Source organism: Devosia sp. LjRoot3 (genome assembly GCF_964252865.1).
GTDB lineage: Bacteria > Pseudomonadota > Alphaproteobacteria > Rhizobiales > Devosiaceae > Devosia.
The window spans coordinates 517,538-540,116 of the sequence record NZ_CAXUPK020000004.1 but is presented as its reverse complement, the minus strand read 5'-3'; the positions used below and the strand labels follow the sequence as shown (position 1 = coordinate 540,116).

Here is a 22,579-nt window from a genome sequence, read left to right as displayed (position 1 = left end):
ACATCCCACAGCGGGAGAACGTCGTCGAGGCAACCGCCTCATATTTCCAAACCCAACCAGAAGCAGTCCTTACCCGGCCTAAACCGGCGTCCTACCCGCCTTGTCAGATTTTGGCGCCAAGCAGTGGGAACAACTAATGTCGTTCGCGTCGTCAGCGCCGCGGTATCTAAGTGAACCAGAGTTCCTTGTCAACACCGCTTTTCAGAATTTCGGTAGAACCGAATTTCTAGGTCACTTAATTGTCGAATTTTTCGTTCGTTTTCAGTGACTTGCTTCCGTGCCCGCCGCCGTTTGGCGCCGCGCTCTTCAGCGATGAGCGGGTTATAGGGGCGACCCGTTTTCCTGTAAACCCCCCTCCATGACAAAAACGACATTTTCCGATTTTGGCGCCTGCCGCTTTGTGGAAAACACGACTGGATCACCAGAGATTTCAGGCGCCTCCGGCCATTTGCGTTTTCGGCAGATTTTTCAGCGCCTTCTCCCCTTTATGGGGACAAGCATGACCCCGAATGAGCCGACCTCCCAAAACTCCGCGCTTTCGCCGCATTTGCGGAAGATATGACGGCCATTGAAATCATTGGCCTCTCTCCTTAGGCTGCGCCCACGCTAAGCCTATATATAGAGAAGAGGCCGGTCGCTTCGGCCCTTAGGGGGAAGACCCATTCAATATCGAAGGACGGCGCGTTGAACGCTGCGCAACGAAATCGCCACGCTTCCCTGCTGCGCGCCAGCGGGTTTGAAGATGGCCCGGCTCTGACAGTTCAGTCGACCGACGGTGAAATCCCGCAGGGTCGCGAGCTGAGCTTTGCCTGGTTGAGCGGCACGGTGATGACCGGCCTGACCTCCGTGCTGCTGATGGGCGCCGCTCTTTATGTCTCCTTCCAGGGACAGGACACCTTTTCGACAGCCTATAGGGCACTGCAGCTCGCCGCCCCGCGGCTCGAGCAACCGTTCGCCACCGACATCACGGCAAAATCCTCGCGCATCCGTCCGGTTGCCGCGACCCGCTCGGATCTCGAAACCATCGAGGCCTCCATCCGCCAGGTGGTCGATGGCCGCGAGATTCTGCGCAACCAGCCCTTCACCCGCCTTCGCGCGACGCTTGCGACCACGGCCACCTCGCTCTCGGCCGATGCGCCCGCCTATGATCCCGTAGCCATTCTCAATGCGACCCAGCCCCTGCAGGCCGTGTCGCTCGATCTCAATGCCGACGTCTATGGCACCGATGTCGATGGCGAAGTCGCGGTGCGCCAGGCCGAGATGCCGGCAAGCTTTATTCCCGCGCGCGCCATCAGCGATGAAGTTGCCGCCGATTTCGTCCGCGGTTCGGCCGAAGCCACCTTTTATACGGAAGACGCGCCCCCGACCCTTGCTTACGCTGCACTCGGCCCCAGCCTTGATGCGCTCGCCAGGGAAAGCACACCCACTTCTCCCAATGGTATTGCCGAAAATGTGACGGTCGTTCCCAAGACGACGCTTGCCGCCAATAACGGCCCTGGCCGCACCGAGCGCTTTCTGACCGTTCGCGAGATCGGCCCGCTATCGGCGACCCTCGTGCGCAATGGCTTTACTGTGGCCCAGGTCTCCATGGTGGAAAGCACCCTGGCCAATCTCATGCCTTCGGGCGGCCTGCCGGCCGGCATTCGCCTGCGCATTCTTTATGGTCCGCTGACCAGCGATACCAACAGCCTCGTGCCCTATCGCATGTCGATCTATCGCCCCGAAGGCATGCAGGGCGATCCGCATATCGCCACCGTCGCCCTCAGCGACAACGGCCAATATGTCGTCGGCCTGCAGCCCGACTGGGTCGACTTCCCAGAGGAAGACATCGAGCAGATCAATGTGGGCAACCTGCCCACCGTCTATCGCTCGATCTGGGAAACCGGTCGCAAGCACGATCTCGACGACGAGACCATCCAGCGCATCGTCGGCATGTTCGCCTATGATGTCGACATGACCAAGCGCATCTCGGCCGGCGACACCATCGAAATTCTCGAGACCCAGGACACGCCGGACGCCAAGCCCGAACTGCTCTATGTCTCGCTCAATCTTTCGGGCACCAAGCGCCAACTCTACCGTTTCGCTACTGAAGACGGCACCGTCGATTTCTATGACCCCGATGGCGAAACCGGTAAGCGCTTCCTCAATCGCCGTCCGCTCGAAGGCGGCGGCACCCTGCGCTCGCGCTTCGGCTACCGCATCCACCCCATCTTCAAGACGCGAAAACTGCATACCGGCGTCGATCTCGCCGCCCGCTCCGGCACCCCGATCTATGCTGCCGGTGACGGCACGATCCAGTATTATCGCTGGCAGTCCGGCTACGGCAACAAGATCGAGATCCAGCACGTCAACGGCTACGAGACTGCCTATGGCCACCTCTCTCGTTTCGTCGACGGGCTCGGCGTCGGCTCAAAAGTCCGCCAGGGCCAGCTCATCGGCTATGTCGGCTCCACCGGCCAGTCGACCGGCCCGCACCTTCACTTCGAAATCCTCATCAACGGCAATCTCGTCGATCCCCTGAGCGTGAAACTGCCCAAGGACAATGTGCTGGCCCCGCAATATCGCGACGCCTTTGCCCAGGCCATGACCCAGATCGACGACCTGCTCGCACGCGAAGGCGCCCCGACCCAGGTCGCCGCCGCCACGACTCCGTAAGAGCTATTCCGCGCGAGAAACCCAGACGGCAAGCTCATTGCCGCCGGGCTCGCGGAAATGGAAACGCCGCCCGCCGGGAAAATCGAACTGTTCGCGGGTGATCACCCCACCAGCGGCGATCACGCGCTTTTCCGCACCATCGAGGTCTTGTGTCCGCACGATCGCCATGGTCGCCGCAACGCGGCCTTCCGCCTGATCGACGCCGCCGTCAATCCCTGCATTTTCGAGTCCGTCGTAGTCCGGCCCATAGCTGGTGCGGCTCCAGCCAAACGCCGCTTCGAAAAAGGCGCTGCTCTTCGCCCGGTCCGTCGAGGGAAACTCGATGTAGTCGATCTTGTCAGCCATTTTCTCGCGCCTTTCGTTCTTGTTATGTTCTAGTTCGGTCTGGCCAAAAATGCAAGGACCTCACGTCGCCAGATCGGCGCTGATCACAAAACCCGGCAACCCGGCCAGATGCTCGACCAGCACCGCGCGAAAGGCGCGCACATTGGGTGTGTCCTTCAGATGCGCGCGATGCGCGAAGTAAAGCGGCTTTAGCGCCGGCGCGTATCCTGGAAGCACCTCCTCCACCGTACCGGCCTCCAGCCGCTCGCGCATATGAAACAGCGGCGCCTTGGCAAAGCCGATGCCGCTCAGCACCGCATGCAGGGTGAGATCGGGATGCTGGGCGGAAAAGGCCACCGAAACGGGTGCGGATAAAGCTGCCCCGCCATGGACGAGCGCCAAATTATGCTCCTCCGGATCGTCGCGATATTGAATATAGCTCAGGCGCTGCAAATCCTCCGGCCCAGCCGGCCGCCCCACAGAATCGAGATAGGCAGGCGAGGCGACCAGCACGCCCTCCATGGCTCCGATGCGCCGCACGAGCCCCGGCCCATCTCCAGGCCGGCCGCCGCGCACGGCAATATCGACGCCCTCGGCTTCAAGATCGATCACCACGTCGCTGGTGATGACATCGACGCGCAAGCCGGGATGACGCGCCCGCAGCAGGGCAAGCACGGGCCCCATCACAGCCTGCCCGAACAGCATGTTGACGGTGACGCGCAGCTTGCCGGCAACCTGCCCGCGCAGATCCTCCAAGCCCGATTGCATCTCGGCAAGCGAGGCCAGCACACGCAATCCATGCGTATTTACCAGCAGCCCCGCCTCGGTCGGCTGCACGCCATGGCGCGAGCGCACCAACAATTGCTGGCCGAGATCGGCCTCGAGGCCGGCGATTTTCTGGCTGACCGCCGGCTGGCTCACGCCCAGCCGCCGCGCCGCCCCTGTCAGCGATCCGGTTTCAATGGCAAGCGCCAGGCAGCGAAAGGTGAGATCATCCATAATGAACCCTTATGGCAGCTCTAACAGGAGGCCGACTGAATACGCCATTCGCTTATACCCACCTGATGCCCCGTTGTCATCGACACTGGAGGTTCATCATGACGCAACCCGCTCTCTCCCGCCGCAGCCTGCTCGCTTCACTGGCCGCCGCCCCGGTCCTGCTTGCCTTGCCAAGCCTCATCCGCTCGACCGGCGCCGAAGCCGCCGAAGGCGCGCCGGCCAACAAGCAAAGCGCCGTGATCCGCCGCCGTGTCGGCGATATCGAGATTTTTGCCCTGGCCGATGGTTTTGCCACCCTGCCGAGCCAGATCCTGCTCGGCCTTGAGGACGAGGCCGCCCAGGAGGCCGCCCGCATCGCCCACAAGCCACACGACCCGGCGGCGCTCACCATCTCCATCAACACCTATCTGATCCGCTCCGGCGATCGCCTCATCGCCGTTGATACCGGCGCGACATCCGCCATGGCCCCAACCCTCGGCGCCTGGCGCGACAGTCTCGCCGAGGCGGGCATCGCCCCTCAAGAGGTGGACACGCTCTTTCTCACCCATGCCCATGCCGACCATGTCGGCGGCATGACCGATGCGTCGGGCGCGCGCCTATTGCCCAATGCCCAATTGGTGCTCGCCGATGCCGAATGGGCCTTTACCCATGACGACGCGCTCTTTGCTTCGCTCCCGACCGACATTCAGGGCAATTGCCGCTTCTCGCGCGCCCAGCTTGCCCCCTATGCCGAGGGCCGAAAGGAACTGGCCATGGCAAGGGAAACCGAAATCGCCCCCGGCGTCACGGCCCTGCCCATGCCCGGACACACGCCGGGCCATATGGGCCTCCGCCTCGACAGCCAGGGCGAGGTCCTGCTGATCTGGGGCGACGTCGTCCATGCGCCGGCCTATCAGTTCACCCGCCCCGATTGGTCGATCGCCTTCGACGCCGATATCCCCGCCGCCATCGCCACCCGCCAGCGCCTCCTCGATGTGGCAGCGACTGACGATATGATGGTGGCCGGCATGCATCTCGATTTCCCCGCCCTCGGCTTTGTCGAGCGCCACGGCAGTGCCTATCGCTACCTCGCCGCCCCGCCCGATTTCCGCGCCTGAGGCAAACAAAAGGGCGCCGTCACCGGCGCCCTTTCCCAAATCGCTCTTCGCTTATTCGGCGGCTCTGCTTTCGGCATGACCACCGGGCAAAAGCACAATGCCTTCATCGCCGGCATCGACCACCACGCGGTCGCCGTCCGAAACCTTGCCCGACAGAATTTCCTCGGCAAGGCCATCCTGCACTTCGCGCTGGATGACGCGCTTCAGCGGCCGCGCACCATAGGCCGGATCATAGCCCTCATTGGCGAGCCACTCCCGCGCCTTCGGCGTGAGTTCAAGGCTGATGTCGCGATCCCTGAGCAGCTTTTCGAGCCGCCCGAACTGGATGTCGACAATGGACCCCATATGTTCGCGACCCAGGCGATGGAACAGCAGGATCTCGTCGATACGGTTCAAGAATTCCGGCCGGAATGCCGCCTTCACCGCATCGAGCACTTTCCCGCGCACCAGTTCCACCGGCTCGCCATCCTTGAGATCGACCAGGTATTCAGCACCCAGGTTCGAGGTGAGGATGACAACCGTATTGCGGAAATCGACCGTGCGCCCCTGCCCGTCCGTCAGCCGCCCATCATCGAGCACCTGCAAGAGAACATTGAACACATCCGGATGCGCCTTTTCGATCTCGTCGAAAAGCACGACCTGATAGGGCCGACGCCGCACGGCTTCGGTGAGCACGCCGCCTTCGTCATAGCCGACATAGCCCGGAGGCGCGCCGATCAGCCGGGCCACGGAGTGTTTTTCCATGAATTCCGACATATCAAGCCGCACCATGGCGGTTTCATCATCGAAGAGGAACTGCGCCAAAGCCTTGGTCAGCTCGGTCTTGCCCACGCCCGTTGGCCCCAGGAACATGAACGAGCCGATCGGCCGGTTCGGATCCTGCAAGCCGGCGCGCGACCGCCGCACGGCCTTGGCCACCGCCGCCACCGCTTCCGCCTGCCCGATGACCCGAGCGCCAAGCGACGTCTCCATATGAAGGAGCTTTTCGCGCTCACCTTCCATCATCCGGTCGACCGGAATGCCGGTCCAGCGCGACACCACCTGGGCAATGTCGGTCGGTTCCACGGTTTCCTTGGCCATGACCGCGTCGGGCTTGCCGTCGCCATCCGGATCGTCAGCCGCCTTCAGCCGCTTTTCGAGATCGGGAATGACGCCATAGGCCAGCTCACCCGCCTTGGCGAGATCGCCCTGGCGCTGTGCGATTTCGAGCTGGCTGCGTGCCGCATCAAGCTCTTCCTTGAGTTTTGTGGACCCCTGCAGCCTTTCCTTTTCCGCCAGCCATTTTGAAGACAGAACCTGCGCCTGCTCCTCAAGCCCGGAAAGCTCATGCTCCAGCCGGTCTAGCCGAGTCTTCGACCCGTCATCGGTTTCCTTCTTCAGCGCCTCGCGCTCGATCTTCAGCTGCATGATGCGCCGATCAAGCTCGTCCAGCGCCTCAGGTTTTGAATCAACCGCCATGCGCAACCGCGCCGCCGCCTCGTCCATCAGGTCGATGGCCTTGTCGGGCAAAAACCGGTCGGTGATGTAGCGATTGGAAAGCGTCGCCGCACTCACCAGCGCGGAGTCGGCAATGCGAATGCCGTGATGCAGCTCGTACTTTTCCTTCAAGCCACGCAGGATCGAGATCGTGTCTTCCACGGTCGGCTCGGACACAAACACCGGCTGGAAACGCCGCGCCAGCGCCGGGTCCTTTTCGACATGCTTGCGATATTCATCAAGCGTCGTCGCGCCCACGCAGTGCAGCTCACCGCGCGCCAAAGCCGGCTTCAGGAGGTTCGACGCATCCATGGCGCCATCGCTCTTGCCCGCGCCGACCAGCGTGTGCATTTCGTCGATGAACAGAATGATCTGCCCCTCGGCCGAGGTCACTTCGTTGAGCACGCTCTTCAGCCGCTCTTCAAATTCGCCCCGATATTTCGCGCCGGCAATCAGCGCGCCCATATCAAGCGCAAGCAGGCTCTTGTTCTTGAGCGATTCCGGCACGTCGCCATTGACGATGCGAATGGCGAGGCCCTCGGCAATCGCCGTCTTGCCCACACCTGGCTCACCAATAAGCACCGGATTGTTCTTGGTCCGACGGCTCAACACCTGAATGGTACGACGGATTTCCTCGTCGCGCCCGATGACAGGGTCAAGCTTGCCCTCACGCACATCCTGCGTCAGGTCCCGCGCATACTTTTTCAGCGCATCATAGGCATTTTCAGCCGAAGCCGAGTCAGCCGTGCGCCCCTTGCGGATTTCCTCAATGGCCGTATTCAGCCCCTGCGGCGTCACCCCAGCCGAAGCCAGGATCTTGCCCGCATCGGTGTCTTTTTCAACCGTCAGCGCCAGGAGCAGGCGCTCGGCCGTCACATAGCTATCGCCAGCCTTCTGCGCTGCGCTCTCGGCGGTGTCGAAAACACGCGCCAGTTCGCGGCTGAGATAAAGCTGCCCGGCATCGCCAGAAACTTTTGGAATCTTGTTGAGCGCCGCTTCCACGCCGGCCCGCGCCGCCTTGGCGTCGCCACCCGCGCGTTCGATCAGCCCCGAGGCCAGCCCCTGGTCATCATCGAGCAGCACTTTAAGTAGATGGACCGGCGCAAACTGCTGATGGCCCTTGCCCAAAGCTGCCGTCTGCGCGCTCTGGATAAAGCCGCGCGAGCGCTCGGTATATTTTTCGATATTCATTCAACTCTCCTTGTCTCGCTCGCCACCCAGCCCTCGATAGGCACCGGCATGACGACGGAAGCGTCGTGTGCAAAACGCCCGCACCGGGAGTTTGGCAGCAAAAGTGCTGTGCACTTTTGCGGTTCGTCAAACGACCAGCTTAAAGATCGGCGCGCTCCGTCACACGACGATATATGGGGAGGTTTTTGGAACGGGCAATGCCGCGGCGGGGCTAAATCGGATGCGTCCTCCACCAAGCGGATCACTTCTGGTCGTGATCCCGAAAGGCTCCCCACCAGGCGGCGACAACACCTGCGCCCACCATGCCTGGGAGTATGAGCAACCCGACCATTCCGGTTTCCGCTACGACCGTGAGTGGTGAGAATTCTGTCCGATTTGGTTGCAAGAGGAACGACAGAGAGGCCGTGGTGGCGACGGTTATGATCACAGCCTCAAGCACGGAGGCGCGTCGGCGCCACGCGATCAAGAGCGCCGCGACCAATGCCGGGCCAAGACCGATCCAAAAACCAACGAAAAGGTAGAGAAAGAGGAGCGATAGGGCTTCCGGTAGGCCCCCGCTCAGCTGAGCCCCCGGGGAGATGGAGAAGAGAGACGCCCAATAGAGCACAAGCGCCACGGAAGTCGGCCCAGCCAAAGCCGCGGCGACCACAAATCTGCCGCGCCGATAAATGGTTCTCTTGCGCAGTAACCAGTCCATGCGGTGTCCCTCGGCACGAGACTGAGCTTAGTAAATCTGACATTCAGTACAAGGTGTACCGTTCATCACAGGCAATGCTCGTAAAGTTCGTTCCGTGCCTTTTCTAGGCGACCTTCGTCTCCGAAGGCCAGCCAGACCACATAGTCTAGGTTACAGGCAAGATTCATTGGCGACACCGGCGGCACCGACTTCCGGAAGAAGTCCGTGTAACCCTCGCGCCTCCGCTCACACAGGCTATCGTCGCACGAAACGATTATGTCGTCGTTGTCAAAGGACTCAACTGCGTCGTGGTCGTAGCCTGCTTGGATAAGCCGCCCAACGGCCTCTTTCCGGTCTTCACCGAGAGAAAAGACGGCAGGGATCATCGATTGGTTTGGTCCCTCTGCAAAGGTAAAGCGATCGATGGGATTCCAGGCCAACCGAGGCCAAAGCTGGCAATATCCCAAGGCCAAACCCAGAAGCAACACCAGGGTGAGCTTCGTTGCGCCCCTCATTGCGAAAGGCCGCTGGCGCAACGAGTTTTCCAACCCTCTGTCTTCACGTCGAAACCTAATCCCGCAAAAATTCAGTCGCGAACTGAAACACCGCCGGCGCCCCGATGATGTTGTAGTGATTGGTTCCCGGAACCACCGCCAACTGATTGGGAGAGCGCAACGACCCATCGATACCGGCATCCCTCAGTCCCCCGCCGAGCAGTTTATAAAACTCGGCGATATGCTCTGGCCGGACATAGTCAGCATCGGCGAAAACAAGCAGTGTCTGCGCCTTGATACCCTTGATCCCTTCGGACCAATCATGGTCCTGCAAACCGAGCGCGCCGGATTTGCGCATGAGTACCGGCCAATCGACATCCGGATAAAGCTCTGCCAGGGGCGATTGGGCGATGCTGTTGCCGATCGCATCGGCCATGGCAGGCATTTGCTCGAAAGCGGCCCTGACTTCCGGATATTCCCCGCCCCTGGAATATCCGGTCGACACGATCACCAGCTTGTCGAGCATATCGGGATGCCGGATCGCGAATTGCAGCGCGATCTTGCCGCCGAACGAATAGCCCATGACGCTGGCCTTTTCGATGCTGCGATCCCTGAGCACCGCGGCAACATCGTCGGCTGCCTGCTCGATCGACCAGGGCGCGTCACTATCCCGGCTCAGCCCATGCCCACGGGCGTGGATGGCAATCACCTTGAAGGTTTTTGCCATTTCCGCCAGCGGCGCACCAAATACCTGGGAAGGATCCACCCCACCATGCAACATGACCAGGGGTTCGCCCTGTCCATGGATTTCGTAATAGAGCTCGGTTCCCTCAACCGCCGCATATCCGCTCTCGATCGCCTGCGACATGGTATTTTCCCCTCCTGATTGCGCCATGACTTTTGTGGGTGCTGCCAGCAAGACGAGCACCAAAAGCACCCCGATGATTGGTTTGAGCATCGATTCCTCCCTGAGCGCCGAAAACCCCTCGCCAGACCCCGGTTTTAGCCTAGTCCCGTCACTCCTCTATCGCCAGGAAGTCGATGACAGCCTGGGCGAACCGGGGATCGGTATTGATGTTGTAGTGCGTGGCGCTGGGAATGACGGCAAAACGGTTTGGCGTCATGCCTTCGCCGGCCCATCCACCATCAGCCTGGCCACCGCCCAAAAGCTCGAAGAAGTGGGCAGCGTGGCTGATGCGCACGGCGTCATAATCGGCAACGACAACCAGGGTCGGGGTCTTGATCTCCCCGATTTCGGATGACCAGTCATAGTCATTGCCGATAAAGGCGCCCATCTGCTCGAGAAGTTTTGGGAAATTGGCGGGGTCAGGCGCTATCGCCTTATGGGCCTCGTAAAGCGGGGTCTGCATCATGCCCTCGGCCAGATGCGCGCCGATGCCTCGCATGCCTTGGGCATTGTAGTCGTGCCAGCCGGAATAGGCATAAGGCGCCGAGGCGACCACCAGCCGGTCCAGCACTTCGGGATGGTCGATGGCGAGCCGAATGCCGGTGATCCCACCCATGGAATAGCCCACGACATCGGCGCGGTCATGCCCCAGCCATTTGATCAGCTCAGCGACATCGGTCGCGAAAGCTTCAAAACTCATTGGGCGGTCGAAGGGCAAGGTGCGGCCATGCGCCTGGAAATCGACGGCGATCACCTGGTGGTCCCGCGCCAGTTCGGTGAGCACGGGACCGAAATCGTCCATGGTCTGCAGCCCACCATGCAGCAGGACAAGCGGTTCGCCCGCGCCGAAAACGGCATAGGCCAGTTCGATCCCATTGACGGGCGCATAGCCTGACTTGGTCGGGGTGGGCAGGGACATGCCGGCCTCCTGGGCCTGAATGGATGGAATGGCGAAGACGAAGGCTGTCGCCGCAAGAAAACGGGCCAAGGATTTCATCATGGTCATTCCCCTCTGTTGCAGATACCAGGGCGACGAATGACGAGTGGCGTTCTCGACAGCGAAGCCAAACAAACTGTTTCGGCCGGGACGGCCCTCTCGTGCCGCAGCCATGGCCGCATAGATTTAGAGTGGCACGGCGTCCGATTTCGGCGGCATGCCCAAAACGTTGAACGGCAGAACGAGGGGGCCAAGCCGGGCCGGAGCGGCGCGACGCGCTTTGACCGAAGCACCCACCGGCTGTCACCCCGTCGAAGGACGGGAATGTTTGCTTATGCACTTTTCATCTCATCCACCGGGCTGCCCTCGGGCCTGACCCGAGGGCCACTCACCCCCGACACAAGCTAGGCGGCTCCCGCACCGGCCCTCGGATCAAGTCCGGGGGCAGCATTGTGGAGGTGGGGACCTCACAGATGGACCAACCGCTCAAAATACTCTCTCGAAGGACGGGGCCCATGACGGCCCCGGTCCAAAACCGGCAGTGTTCACTTGGAACTTATTCTCGGTGCCGCCCTCGAAAGCCTCACGGCGACACGATGCGTCCAGAGTGCACACGTCCTCTGAAACCGGAGGCAAAACACCCCAAAACAAAAAGGCCGGGCATTTCGCCCGGCCTTTTCTTCAAAATTCTTACTCCGCTGCCGGAGCCGTCCCTGCCGTCAGGAATGCCGGCAATTCGCCGACATCGGGCTGCGGCGCATTGGCCGGATCGACATTGCCTTCCCCGCCAGCCGGACGACGGCGGCGCGGACGACGTTCGCGCGGCTTACGGGCCGGCTGTTCGCCGCCTTCGGCAGCAACCGGCTGGGGCGAGGCTTCGCCACCCTCTGCCGCAACCGGCTCGCCGCTTTCGGCGACCGCGGCCACGACACCGGGCTGTTCATCATTGGCCTCATGGCCATTGTTGACCTGCACCGGCTGGGGCGAGGAGAAGCGCGAGTTCATTTCCGAGACATCGTCATCGAACTCGTTGTCGTCCTGGTTCTGGCCGTCGCGCTGGCCGTTCATGGCCTGCTGGGCGGAAGAGACGATGCGGAAATAGTGTTCTGCGTGCTGGAGATAATTCTCCGCCATCACCGAGTCACCGGACGACTGGGCATCGCGCGCCAGCTGCAGGTATTTTTCGGCGACATGAGCCGCATTGCCACGGACCTTTACGTCCGGACCGTTGCTCTCATAGTTGCGCGACAACGGATTGACGTGCTTGCGTCCACCGTTCCGGCCACGCTGCCGGTTCTTGTTCTGGTTTGGTCTCATCGGGTCGCTTTGTCTAACTCTAGATCGTTAAGCGTCACATCTGGGCGGACCGGACTTTTGGCCGGTCTGGCCCCACATCCCGCGAACTTCGCACAAGGATGGGGTTATACTGGTTTCATGAAGACCGTATGCTTTCGTGCAGCGCCCTCGGAAAAATCCGCCCTTCTCATCCCGCTTCATTCCAAAAGGAACAAGCACGGCCCCTGCCGCAAGATTTGGATATAGGGTGTGGTCGCCGCGGCGCCCATGATGCGCCATTGACAGCAAGATCAAACTAGCGGCTTTCGCCGATCTTGACCAGCACAAAGTATTCTATGCCGGGTTTGTGCTGTTTGACACGCTAGATGTGGTGCGCCGAAACCACACGATCAAGCCCCGCAAGGTCCTTCGTAACGCCGATTCGCGAAAACCCCGCCGCCTCAAAGAGATTCGAGACCACCGCCCCCTGGTCATAACCAATCTCGACCAGCACCTGCCCGCCCGGCTTCAACCAGTGCGCCGCCTCCGCCGCAATGATCCGATAAGGCCCCAACCCATCCGGCCCACCATCGAGTGCCAGCCGCGGATCGAAATCCCTCACCTCAGGCGCAAGCGTTTCTACGATCTCGGACGAAATATAGGGCGGATTGGAAAGGATGAGGTCGAAACCCGACCCATCGGTGCCATCGCCTCCCTCCCCCTTGTGGGGAGGGATCGAGGGTGGGGGTATGAGAGCCCCGAACCAATCGCCTTGCAAAAGGGTAAGTCGATCGCTCACCCCATTCCGCTCAGCATTGCGTCCGGCCATCTCCAGCGCCCGCGGATTGATATCGCTCGCCACCCCGCGCGCATCCGGACGATTGGCCAAAACCGCAATCGGAATGCACCCGGACCCGGTCCCCAGATCAACGAACCGCCCACCCTGAGGCAGCGCCTTCAGCGCAAAGTCGACCAGCAGTTCCGTATCGGGCCGCGGCTCCAGCGTTGCCTCGTTGAGCTCGAATTCGAGCCCATAAAATTCCCTGTGCCCGATGATCCGCGCCACCGATTCACCCGTCAATCGCCTGGTCATCAGCGCGGTGACATCAGATGCTAACAGTCTGCTAACCAACTCGCTCTCGCGCGTCGCCAATTGCAGCGCATCAAAACCGAGCGCATGACCCACCAAGAGCTTCGCGTCCAGCGTCGCCGTCGCAAAGCCACGCTGGCTCAATTCGTCCCGCCAGCGCCGCCAAAGTGCGCCAACGGAAACATCCTCGCTCAGTTGGAACTCTCCATCGCCGCCAGCTGCGCCGCCTGGTTCTCGGTGATCAGCGCCTCGATCAACTCGTCAAGCGCTTCGCCCGCTATCACCTTGTCAAGCTTATATAAAGTCAGGTTGATCCGGTGGTCGGTAACGCGCCCCTGCGGGAAATTATAGGTCCGGATGCGCTCCGAGCGATCCCCCGACCCCACCTGCCCCTTGCGCTCCGCCGAACGGGCACTATCCCGCTCCTCGCGCTGCATTTCATAGAGCCGGGCCCGCAACACCACCATGGCCTGCGCCCGGTTCTGGTGCTGCGACTTCAGCGCCGAGGTGACGACAATCCCGGTCGGCAAATGGGTGATGCGAACCGCCGAGTCGGTGGTGTTGACGTGCTGTCCACCAGCACCCGAAGCACGCATCGTATCGATGCGGATATCTTCGTTTTTGATATCAATATCAATGTCTTCGACCTCGGGCAGCACCGCCACCGTCGCCGCCGAAGTGTGGATGCGCCCTGAGCCCTCGGTCGCCGGCACGCGCTGCACGCGGTGCACGCCGGACTCATATTTCATCCGCGCATAAACGCCCTTGCCCGACACATTGGCGATGACTTCCTTATAGCCACCCATTTCGCCAGGGCTCTCTTCCATCAGCGTGACCTTCCAGCCGCGCAGAGAGGCATAGCGCTCATACATGCGGAAGAGATCGCCCGCGAACAAAGCCGCCTCGTCCCCGCCTGTGCCGCCGCGGATTTCAAGGATGATCGACTTTTCGTCGGCCTCATCCTTGGGCAGCAGCATGACGCGGATCGATTGGGTAAGAAGCTCAATCTTTTCATCGAGTTCTTCGATTTCCGCTGCGGCCATTTCGGCCATGTCCTTGTCCGGCCCCTTGGCGAGAGACTCGGCTTCGGCACGGTCGCGCTGCGCCTTCTGATAGGCATTGATCTCGCCCACGATGGGGCTGAGATCGGAATGCTCCTTGGAGAGTTTTGCCAGCTCGTCCGGGCTCGCGCCGCCGGAAAGGGCAGCTTCGATATATTGGAAACGGGTGGCAAGCGCGTCGAGCTTGTCCTCAGGCAAAGCGGGCATTCTGGGTCTTTCCGGAGCTATCGGGGCTCTGGATAATCGCCATCCCCGCCAATCGCAAGCAGAACTAGGGCTCTTACCATTCGGCCCAGGCCGAGACGAAAACGTCCACTATCGAGAACCGGAGCGCAGCGTACATCAGTACGTGAGCACCGGAAGCGCAGAAAGTGGGCGTTTGCAGGCCGGCATCGGCCGAATGGCGACGGCCCTAGCCCATTGGCAGGTTCTGCTTCTCCACCCATTCCTTGAGGAGATCGCGGATGGCAACGCCATCGGCGCCGACGCTCAGCGCCGCCGCAACCGAATCCTGGATCGGCTTGAGGTCGACATTGAGCACCAATTCCTTGATCGGCCCGATCGAAGCCGGCCCCATGGAAAGCCGCGTCATGCCGATCGCCATCAGCGCCAGCGCCTCCATCGGCTTGCCCGCCAGTTCGCCACACATGGTCACCGGCTTGTTGTGCCGGCGTGCCGCATCAACGACCAGCCGCATGGCGCGCAACCGCGGCAAGGCGATGGCGTCATAATTCTTGGAGACACGCGGATTGGCCCGGTCGGCAGCCGTCAGAAACTGCACGAGATCGTTCGAACCGATGGAAACGAAATCGGCCTCCGGCATGATCTGGTCGAGCTCGAAGAGAAGCGATGGCACTTCCACCATGGCGCCCAGCTCAAGCCGCGACGGCACAGGCTCACCCGCGCGACGCAGGCGTTCCATTTCCTTGGCGACCACGAGCTTGGTCTGACGGAACTCAAAAGTCTCCGTCACCATGGGCACGAGAATCTTGAGCGGCCGTCCCTTGGCCGCCATCAGCAGGGCGCGGACCTGGGTCCGCAACAGGCCCGGCCGGTCTAGGCCAAGACGGATCGAGCGATAGCCCATGGCCGGATTTTCTTCCGCCATGGAGCGCAGGTAAGGCACGACCTTGTCGCCGCCGATGTCGAGCAGGCGAAACACGATGGGGCGTTCACCGGCAATCGCCATGGCTTCGGCGTAAAGATCGACCTGTTCCTGCAATCGCGGCAGCTTGCTCGCTATCATGAACTGCAGCTCGGTTCGGAAAAGCCCAACCCCCTTGGCGCCCGTATCGTCGAGCATGGGCAGGTCAGCCACGAGCCCCGAATTGTGCAGCAGCGTGATGTCGATGCCGTCCTTGGTCACGCTCGGCTTGTTCTTGAGCGCGGCATAATGTGCCCGGCGCTTGGCGGAAACGCGAACCTTGTCGACATAGGTCTGTTCGACATCAGGCGTCGGCCGCAGATGCACCTGCCCCGCGGGACCATCGATGATGATGTCATCACCGCTTTCGCACATCGAGACGATCGAATCGGCCTGCCCCACCGCCACAAGCCCGAGCGAACGGGCAACAATGGCAACGTGCGCCGTCGCCCCGCCCTCTTCGAGCACAAGGCCGCGCAGCTTCTTGCGGTCATATTCGAGCAGTTCCGCCGGCCCCATATTGCGGGCGACGAGAATGGCATTCTCCGGCAATTCGCGATGCGCAGGCTGGCTCGTATTGGTCAGCACGCGCAAGAGACGGTTGGCGAGATCGTCGAGATCATGCAGCCGATCGCGGATATAGGGATCGGTCTGGCGCAGCATGCGGGCCCGGGTATCGTTCTGCACGCGCTCCACCGCCGCCTCGGCCGAAAGCCCATTGTCGATCGCCTCGGTCAGCCGGTTCACCCAGCCCCGGTCATTGGCGAACATGCGATAGGTTTCCAGAATCTCGCGATGGTCGGAACTGGGCTGCATATCGCCATGGTCAAGCATGGCGTCGATCGAGACGCGCATGCTGGCCAGGGCCTTGTCGAGCCGCGCCTTTTCCGCCTCGGTATCGTCGGCGATGAAGTTGACGACCACGACGCGCGGATCGTGCAGCACCACGGTGCCGAGCGCGATGCCGTCGGTAAAGCTAACGCCGTTGAACATGCGGGGACGCCTGAGATCGATATCGGACCCCGGCTTGATCAGATTGTCGAAATCCGAGGTCGCGATCATCTCGGCGAGGATTGTGGCCGTAGTCAGCATGGCCTCGGTTTCATCCTCGCCATAGTGGCGACGCTCGGCATTCTGGACCACCAGAACCCCCAGGGTTTGCCCGGCTCTGAGGACCGGCACGCCGAGGAATGAATTATATTTGTCCTCGCCCGTTTCGGGGCGATAGGCAAAGCCGGGATGGCTTGGTGCGTCGTCGAGGCTGAGGGGTTCGGCCTCCGAGGCGATGAGGCCGACAAGGCCCTCGCCAAGACGCAGCGTGGTCATGTGGACCGATTCGGCCTTGAGGCCTCTGGTGGCGAAAAGTTCGAGCGCGCCGTCATCGCGCAGCACGTAGAACGAGCACACATCGGCCCGCATATTGTCGGCAATCAGGCCCACGATCTTGTCGAGCCGCGCCTGCGAAGCCAGAGGCTCCGCCATGGTTTCGCGCAATTGCCGCAGCAGCACCCGTGGGCCGCCTATGGTCGTGACCATCCCGTTATCGGCGGCCCCGCCGAGCCGCCCCCCTTGATCGGACGCGGCTCCTTTCCCCTCGAAACGAGATCAGGCGTCCTTCTTGTCCAAACCGTAATAGGTGTGCAGCGCGCGAACCGCAAGCTCAGCATATTCTTCATCGATCAGGACCGAGGTCTTGATTTCCGAAGTGGTGATCAGCTGGATATTGATGCCCTTGTCGGCCAGCGCCTTGAACATCGAGCTCGCAACGCCCGCATGGCTTCGCATGCCCACACCCACGACCGAGACCTTCGCCCCGCCCTTGGAGCCGGACAGGCGGGCATATTCGAACTTGCCGCCATTGTTTTCGAGCGCCTTGACCGCCTTGTCATATTCGCTGTCGGGCACGGTAAAGGTGATGTCGGTGGTCGCGCCATCATCGGCAATGTTCTGCACGATCATGTCGACGATGATGCCTTCGTCGGCCAGCTGGCCGAAAATGGCGGCGGCAACGCCGGGCTTGTCCTTGACGTCGCGCAGGGTGATCTTGGCCTCGGCCTTGGCGAGCGTCACGCCCGAAACGATCTGCTTTTCCATGATCTCATCCTCATCGCAAACGAGCGTGCCGGGGACACCGGGCTTTCCATCGGGCGCAATCTGGGGCGCATTGGGGTCATCAAAACTGGAGCGCACCAGGAGGCGCACCTTGTGGGCCATGGCCATCTCAACCGAGCGGATCATCAGCACCTTGGCGCCGAGCGAGGCCATCTCAAGCATTTCCTCGAAGGAAATCTTGGTCATGCGCTGCGCCTTGGGCACGATACGCGGGTCCGTCGTGTAAACGCCGTCCACATCGGTATAGATGTCGCACCGATCAGCGCCCACGGCAGCGGCAACAGCCACGGCCGACGTATCCGAACCACCGCGACCCAGCGTCGTCACCCGGCCATGGGGCGAAATGCCCTGGAAGCCGGTGATGACAGGCACCCAGCCATCCGTGAGGCGCTTGTTGAGTTCGGTCGGATCGATCTCGGTGATGCGCGCCGCGCCATGAGAATCGTCGGTATGGATCGGCACCTGCCAGCCGGCGAACGAGCGCGACTGGATACCCATTTCGCTCAGGACAATCGCCATGAGGCCGGCAGTGACCTGTTCGCCCGAAGCGACCACGGCGTCATATTCGCGCGCGTCGTGGAATTTGCTGGCCTCGTTGACCCAGCCAACCAGTTCATTGGTTTTGCCCGACATGGCGGAAACGACGACGGCGACTTCATTGCCGGCTTCGACTTCGCGCTTCACATGCAGAGCGGAATGGCGGATGCGTTCGATATTGGCCATCGAAGTGCCACCGAACTTGACGACGATACGGGCCACGTTCTTCCCCGACTAGGGCGCTGCCAGCAAAGTGGTCTCACTTTGCGGTCGGCAGCGCGACAATCCAAAGCAGCTTTGCCGAACCCGGCGGTACGCTTCATTAGCGCGGGGAAATGCCACAAAGCCGCGCCGGGATCAACTGGGATCGCACTCAGCGTCACCTGTGATCGCGCCCCTGCGTCACCCCGCGCCTTGAACCGCCCCCGCAAGCTGGGCCATATGAGCATCACAAGGAGCACGCAATGTCCCAGACCACGATCAACGATGCCGAGATCGCCAAATTCACGGCCATGGCCGAGGAATGGTGGGACCCCAAGGGCAAGTTCAAGCCGCTCCACAAATTCAACCCGGTGCGCCTGAGTTACATCCGCGACAATCTGGTTCTGCATTTCGGCCGCGACCCATCGGTCATGCGCCCCCTCGAAGGGCTGAAGATCGTCGATATCGGCTGTGGCGGGGGCCTTCTTTGCGAACCCCTTACCCGGCTTGGCGCCACCGTGACCGGTGTCGATGCTGCCGAGCGCAATATCAGCATCGCCAGGATCCACGCGGATAAGTCGGGGCTCGATATCGATTATCGCGTGACTACCTCCGAGGCGCTGGTCGAGGCAGGCGAAAAATACGATGTCGTGCTCAATATGGAAGTGGTGGAGCATGTCGACAATGTGCCGCTCTATATGAAGAGCTGCGCCGACCTCGTCGCGCCGGGCGGGTTGATGTTCACCGCCACGCTCAACCGCACCGCCCGCGCCTATGCCCTCGCCATTCTCGGGGCCGAATATGTGCTGCGCTGGCTGCCCAGGGGCACGCATGACTGGAAGAAGTTTCTTACGCCCGACGAAATCCGCAGCCTGCTCAGGCGCAATGGGTTGAAAGTGACCGACGGCAAGGGCGTTACTTTCAATCCCATAGCCGACGAATGGCGCCTCTCCTCCGATATGGCAGTCAACTACATGCTGCTCGCGGAGCGCCCCGCCGCCTGATCCTCATTTTCCGCGCTTGAGCCATTCGGCGCGTTCTTCCGCGGAAAAATGCTCGATGGCGTAGCGCAGCGCGACGCGCGGCATGGTGTCGGCATGCCGATCGAGAAAGGCGCGCAATCGCTCCGGCGCCGTGCGCTCGGTTTCGCGCAGCACGCCGCCAACCACCTTGTTGATCAGATCCTGAGGATCGTGAACGAGGATTTCGGCGATGGCAAAGACATCGTCGAGATCGCCCTTTCGGGCAAAGGCCATGGTCGCGAACATGGCCGTGCGCCGCTCCCAGAGATTTTTGGAGCCGGCCAGGGTGTAGAGCACCGAACGATCCCGGTCGCGCAGCCAGACGCCGACGATCTGCGGCGCGCCGAGATCGACCAGGTCCCAATTGTTGATCCGGTCATGACGGCGCAGATAAAGCGCGGCCAATTCGCCGCGCCGCTCCGGCGCGGTTTTCTTGAGGCCAAATTGCTTGGCCATGATCGAAACGGCGCCAGCGCGTGCTTCGTGGATATCGCTTTCGAGCAGCTTTTCGATCTCATCGAGCGGCATCAGCACATGCTCTTTGGCAAGTGTGAAGACGGTGCCCATGCGCACGCCGATAAAGCGGTCGCCTTCGCCGTAGTCGCCTTTGCCGGATTTGAAATAGCGCGCGATCTTGGCCAGTTCATCGTCAGACTGGTTCGCCCAAAGCGCGGCAAGGAATGCCTCGGCGGTCAGCGTGGTTTGCGTCATGGATGCTCCCCCTGAGACTGTTTTAGGCGATGGTGCTCCGAAACAATAGGCACCCACCGCGCCTTCCCTCGCCCCTTGCGGGAGAGGGACTGACTTTTCGCGTCCAGCGAAAAGTCAGGGTGAGGGGTTCTCTCCGCAGAGGAGCCTGTGACGAAGTCCCATACCCCTCTCGACGTCATTGCCGGGCCCGTCCCGGCAATCCATCTCCCCTCCCTCCATCACCGCGTCATTCCCGCGAAAGCGGGAATTTCCCTGCCCCAAAACAGAGATCCCCGCTTTCGCGGGGATGACACCGTGGTTGGAGGTGGACAAAGGTTATCCATCTTATCCCCGTCCCCAATTATGCCCTCATACTGCCCCCATCCAACCTCGCACGGACGGTCTGCAGACGACAGTAGCGAGGGGGCCCGGCAGGGGATCGTCTCCCATGCACGTTCGGGGCTGGCCGCTTGCGACGAGCGATCAAAAGTCGCCGATAGTTCCCGCCCGAAAAGAGGGCACTCCGGAGCGGTATCCGCTTCATCTATCAAAACACTTCGAAGCGAATGCCGCTCCGGGGTCCGTCCATCTTCCCAACGCGATGGCACATCGTCGTCCGGCCTCCCTGCCCATCAACCGTACCGTACGGTACGGTACGGAAAATCCTTGAAGCTGCCCTGGAATGGGTCTAAAGAAAAGGGAACTCCGGCCCCACCGGCGACAACGTATTGAGGAAACCGCCATGCCTGTCTATCGCTCCCGCACAACCACTCATGGCCGCAACATGGCCGGCGCGCGTGGCCTGTGGCGCGCTACCGGCATGAAGGACGGCGATTTCGGCAAGCCCATTATCGCAGTGGTCAACTCCTTCACCCAGTTCGTGCCCGGTCACGTCCATTTGAAGGATCTCGGCCAGCTCGTTGCCCGTGAAATCGAGGCAGCCGGTGGCGTTGCCAAGGAATTCAACACCATCGCTGTGGACGATGGCATCGCCATGGGTCACGACGGCATGCTCTATTCGCTGCCGAGCCGCGACATCATCGCCGACAGCGTCGAATACATGGTCAACGCGCATACCGCCGACGCCATGGTCTGCATTTCCAATTGCGACAAGATCACGCCCGGCATGCTGAACGCTGCCATGCGCCTCAACATCCCGGTGGTCTTCGTTTCCGGCGGCCCGATGGAAGCCGGCAAGGCCATCGTCAAGGGCAAGCTGCAGGCACTCGACCTCGTCGATGCCATGGTGATGGCTGCCGACGACCACTATACCGACGAGGAAGTGCAGGCCGTCGAAGAGGCCGCCTGCCCCACCTGCGGCTCCTGCTCGGGCATGTTCACCGCCAATTCGATGAACTGCCTCACCGAAGCCCTGGGCCTGTCGCTGCCGGGCAATGGCTCAACGCTCGCGACCCACTCGGACCGCAAGCGCCTGTTCCAGGAAGCCGGTCACCTGATCGTCGACCTCGCCCGCCGCTATTATGAGCAGGACGACGAAACCGTCCTGCCGCGCTCCATTGCGACGAAGCAAGCGTTTGAAAACGCCATGGCGCTCGATATCGCCATGGGCGGCTCGACCAATACCGTGCTGCACATTCTGGCTGCCGCTCATGAAGGCGGCGTCGACTTCACTATGGACGATATCGACGCCCTATCCCGTCGCGTTCCCGTGCTCTCAAAGGTCGCGCCGGCCAAGAACGACGTGCACATGGAAGACGTCCACCGCGCCGGCGGCATTTTTGCAATTTTGGGTCAGCTCGATCGCGGCGGCCTGATCAACCGCAAGGAGCCGACGGTTCACGCGGCGACCATGGGCGATGCCATCGACAAGTGGGACATCTCTCGCACCAATTCCGAGAGCGTGCGCAACTTCTACATGGCCGCTCCCGGCGGCGTGCGCACCACGGAAGCCTTCTCCCAGTCCAACCGCTGGACCGATCTCGACACCGACCGCACCAATGGCGTTATCCGCTCGCCGGAAAACCCCTTCTCCAAGGACGGCGGCCTCGCCGTCTTGAAGGGCAATATCGCGCTCGACGGCTGCATCGTGAAGACGGCGGGCGTCGATGAATCGATCCTGAAATTCACCGGCCCGGCCCGCGTGTTCGAAAGCCAGGATTCGACCGTCAAGGCGATCCTCTCCAACGAGATCAAGCCCGGCGACGTGCTGGTCATCCGCTATGAAGGCCCCAAGGGCGGCCCCGGCATGCAGGAAATGCTCTACCCCACGAGCTACCTGAAATCGAAGGGTCTTGGAAAAGCCTGCGCCCTCCTCACCGACGGCCGCTTCTCGGGCGGCACCTCTGGCCTTTCCATCGGCCACGCTTCGCCTGAAGCGGCCGAGGGCGGCGCCATTGGTCTGGTGCGTGAAGGCGACATCATCGAGATCGACATCCCCAACCGCACTGTCAACGTGCTGGTTTCGGACGCCGAAATGGCCAGCCGCCGCGCCGAACAGGACAAGCTCGGCTGGAAGCCGGCCCACCCGCGCAAGCGCAAGGTAACCACCGCCCTCAAGGCCTATGCCGCGCTGGTGACCTCGGCCGCCAAGGGCGCCGTGCGCGACACCAAGGCCATCGACAAGCTCTGGAACTAAGGCGCGAGGCCGATACGACGGCCTGTGAATTTGCGACAAGAGCGTGACAAGCACGAAGAGCGGTGCTAAAGCCCCGCTCAGCCACTCAGCGGTCT

Annotated in this window: 16 protein-coding genes; 4 read left to right on the top strand and 12 right to left on the bottom strand. The window is 61.6% G+C overall.

From position 1 onward, the window contains the following. Positions 1–684 precede the first annotated feature (684 nt). Complete coding sequence (locus ACSQ2A_RS17270; protein WP_436073218.1) at positions 685–2,655, top strand: M23 family metallopeptidase; 1,971 nt, start codon at positions 685–687, stop codon at positions 2,653–2,655. Positions 2,656–2,658: 3 nt separating this feature from the next. Here ACSQ2A_RS17270 and ACSQ2A_RS17265 read toward each other — a convergent pair whose 3' ends face one another. Together ACSQ2A_RS17265 and ACSQ2A_RS17260 are read right to left on the bottom strand one after the other, a co-directional pair. Next, the gene (locus ACSQ2A_RS17265; protein ID WP_436073217.1) at positions 2,659–3,000 is read right to left on the bottom strand and encodes a VOC family protein; all 342 of its coding nucleotides are present in this window, start codon (positions 2,998–3,000) and stop codon (positions 2,659–2,661) included. Positions 3,001–3,060: 60 nt separating this feature from the next. Continuing rightward, positions 3,061–3,978, bottom strand: a complete 918-nt coding sequence (locus ACSQ2A_RS17260; protein ID WP_436073216.1) for a LysR family transcriptional regulator — start codon at positions 3,976–3,978, stop codon at positions 3,061–3,063. Between the two features lie 98 nt (positions 3,979–4,076). On the opposite strand from ACSQ2A_RS17260, the gene ACSQ2A_RS17255 reads away from it, so the two are divergent. After that, positions 4,077–5,075 carry an MBL fold metallo-hydrolase gene (locus ACSQ2A_RS17255; protein ID WP_436073215.1) on the top strand — a complete coding sequence of 333 codons (999 nt, stop codon included), beginning with the start codon at positions 4,077–4,079 and terminating at the stop codon, positions 5,073–5,075. Between the two features lie 51 nt (positions 5,076–5,126). On the opposite strand, the gene clpB is transcribed toward ACSQ2A_RS17255, so the two are convergent. The 9 genes from clpB to ACSQ2A_RS17210 form a co-directional block, all read right to left on the bottom strand. After that, a complete protein-coding gene (gene clpB / locus ACSQ2A_RS17250; protein ID WP_295412620.1) occupies positions 5,127–7,742 on the bottom strand; it encodes an ATP-dependent chaperone ClpB in 2,616 nt (871 codons plus the stop codon). Between the two features lie 762 nt (positions 7,743–8,504). Beyond that, positions 8,505–8,954 (bottom strand): hypothetical protein, encoded by a 450-nt coding sequence (locus ACSQ2A_RS17245; RefSeq protein WP_436073214.1) that lies wholly within the window; start codon positions 8,952–8,954, stop codon positions 8,505–8,507. A 34-nt stretch (positions 8,955–8,988) separates the two neighbouring features. Beyond that, positions 8,989–9,831, bottom strand: coding sequence for an alpha/beta fold hydrolase (locus tag ACSQ2A_RS17240; protein WP_436073213.1), 843 nt, complete (start codon positions 9,829–9,831; stop codon positions 8,989–8,991). Positions 9,832–9,928: 97 nt separating this feature from the next. Then, positions 9,929–10,819, bottom strand: coding sequence for an alpha/beta fold hydrolase (locus ACSQ2A_RS17235; RefSeq protein WP_436073212.1), 891 nt, complete (start codon positions 10,817–10,819; stop codon positions 9,929–9,931). A gap of 627 nt (positions 10,820–11,446) precedes the next feature. Continuing rightward, positions 11,447–12,073, bottom strand: coding sequence for a DUF4167 domain-containing protein (locus ACSQ2A_RS17230; protein ID WP_295412627.1), 627 nt, complete (start codon positions 12,071–12,073; stop codon positions 11,447–11,449). A 340-nt stretch (positions 12,074–12,413) separates the two neighbouring features. After that, the gene (gene prmC, locus ACSQ2A_RS17225; protein WP_436073232.1) at positions 12,414–13,316 is read right to left on the bottom strand and encodes a peptide chain release factor N(5)-glutamine methyltransferase; all 903 of its coding nucleotides are present in this window, start codon (positions 13,314–13,316) and stop codon (positions 12,414–12,416) included. Further along, positions 13,313–14,389: a peptide chain release factor 1 gene (gene prfA / locus ACSQ2A_RS17220; protein ID WP_436073211.1), complete on the bottom strand. Its 1,077-nt coding sequence runs from the start codon at positions 14,387–14,389 to the stop codon at positions 13,313–13,315. The genes prmC and prfA overlap by 4 nt, the downstream gene beginning before the upstream one ends. Positions 14,390–14,594: 205 nt before the next feature. Then, positions 14,595–16,862 (bottom strand): phosphoenolpyruvate--protein phosphotransferase, encoded by a 2,268-nt coding sequence (ptsP, locus tag ACSQ2A_RS17215; protein WP_295412632.1) that lies wholly within the window; start codon positions 16,860–16,862, stop codon positions 14,595–14,597. Positions 16,863–16,931: 69 nt separating this feature from the next. Next, positions 16,932–18,197, bottom strand: coding sequence for an aspartate kinase (locus ACSQ2A_RS17210; protein ID WP_295412633.1), 1,266 nt, complete (start codon positions 18,195–18,197; stop codon positions 16,932–16,934). Between the two features lie 242 nt (positions 18,198–18,439). Here ACSQ2A_RS17210 and ubiG point away from each other — a divergent pair, with 242 nt between their 5' ends. Beyond that, positions 18,440–19,180, top strand: coding sequence for a bifunctional 2-polyprenyl-6-hydroxyphenol methylase/3-demethylubiquinol 3-O-methyltransferase UbiG (gene ubiG, locus ACSQ2A_RS17205; protein ID WP_295412634.1), 741 nt, complete (start codon positions 18,440–18,442; stop codon positions 19,178–19,180). 3 nt (positions 19,181–19,183) lie between these two features. On the opposite strand, the gene ACSQ2A_RS17200 is transcribed toward ubiG, so the two are convergent. Next, positions 19,184–19,909, bottom strand: a complete 726-nt coding sequence (locus tag ACSQ2A_RS17200; RefSeq protein WP_436073210.1) for a DNA alkylation repair protein — start codon at positions 19,907–19,909, stop codon at positions 19,184–19,186. A gap of 721 nt (positions 19,910–20,630) precedes the next feature. Between ACSQ2A_RS17200 and ilvD the strand changes: the two genes are divergently transcribed. Next, on the top strand, positions 20,631–22,484 hold the full coding sequence (gene ilvD / locus ACSQ2A_RS17195; protein WP_436073209.1) for a dihydroxy-acid dehydratase: 1,854 nt from the start codon (positions 20,631–20,633) through the stop codon (positions 22,482–22,484). Positions 22,485–22,579 lie beyond the last annotated feature (95 nt).

What these genes read in the sequence shown, in the direction of transcription:
- ACSQ2A_RS17265 (WP_436073217.1), bottom strand. Translation starts at nt 3,000, where the DNA reads ATGGCTGACAAGATCGACTACATCGAGTTTCCCTCGACGGACCGGGCG.
- ACSQ2A_RS17260 (WP_436073216.1), bottom strand. Translation starts at nt 3,978, where the DNA reads ATGGATGATCTCACCTTTCGCTGCCTGGCGCTTGCCATTGAAACCGGA.
- ACSQ2A_RS17255 (WP_436073215.1), top strand. Translation starts at nt 4,077, where the DNA reads ATGACGCAACCCGCTCTCTCCCGCCGCAGCCTGCTCGCTTCACTGGCC.
- clpB (WP_295412620.1), bottom strand. Translation starts at nt 7,742, where the DNA reads ATGAATATCGAAAAATATACCGAGCGCTCGCGCGGCTTTATCCAGAGC.
- ACSQ2A_RS17235 (WP_436073212.1), bottom strand. Translation starts at nt 10,819, where the DNA reads ATGATGAAATCCTTGGCCCGTTTTCTTGCGGCGACAGCCTTCGTCTTC.
- ACSQ2A_RS17230 (WP_295412627.1), bottom strand. Translation starts at nt 12,073, where the DNA reads ATGAGACCAAACCAGAACAAGAACCGGCAGCGTGGCCGGAACGGTGGA.
- prfA (WP_436073211.1), bottom strand. Translation starts at nt 14,389, where the DNA reads ATGCCCGCTTTGCCTGAGGACAAGCTCGACGCGCTTGCCACCCGTTTC.
- ptsP (WP_295412632.1), bottom strand. Translation starts at nt 16,862, where the DNA reads ATGGTCACGACCATAGGCGGCCCACGGGTGCTGCTGCGGCAATTGCGC.
- ubiG (WP_295412634.1), top strand. Translation starts at nt 18,440, where the DNA reads ATGTCCCAGACCACGATCAACGATGCCGAGATCGCCAAATTCACGGCC.
- ACSQ2A_RS17200 (WP_436073210.1), bottom strand. Translation starts at nt 19,909, where the DNA reads ATGACGCAAACCACGCTGACCGCCGAGGCATTCCTTGCCGCGCTTTGG.
- ilvD (WP_436073209.1), top strand. Translation starts at nt 20,631, where the DNA reads ATGCCTGTCTATCGCTCCCGCACAACCACTCATGGCCGCAACATGGCC.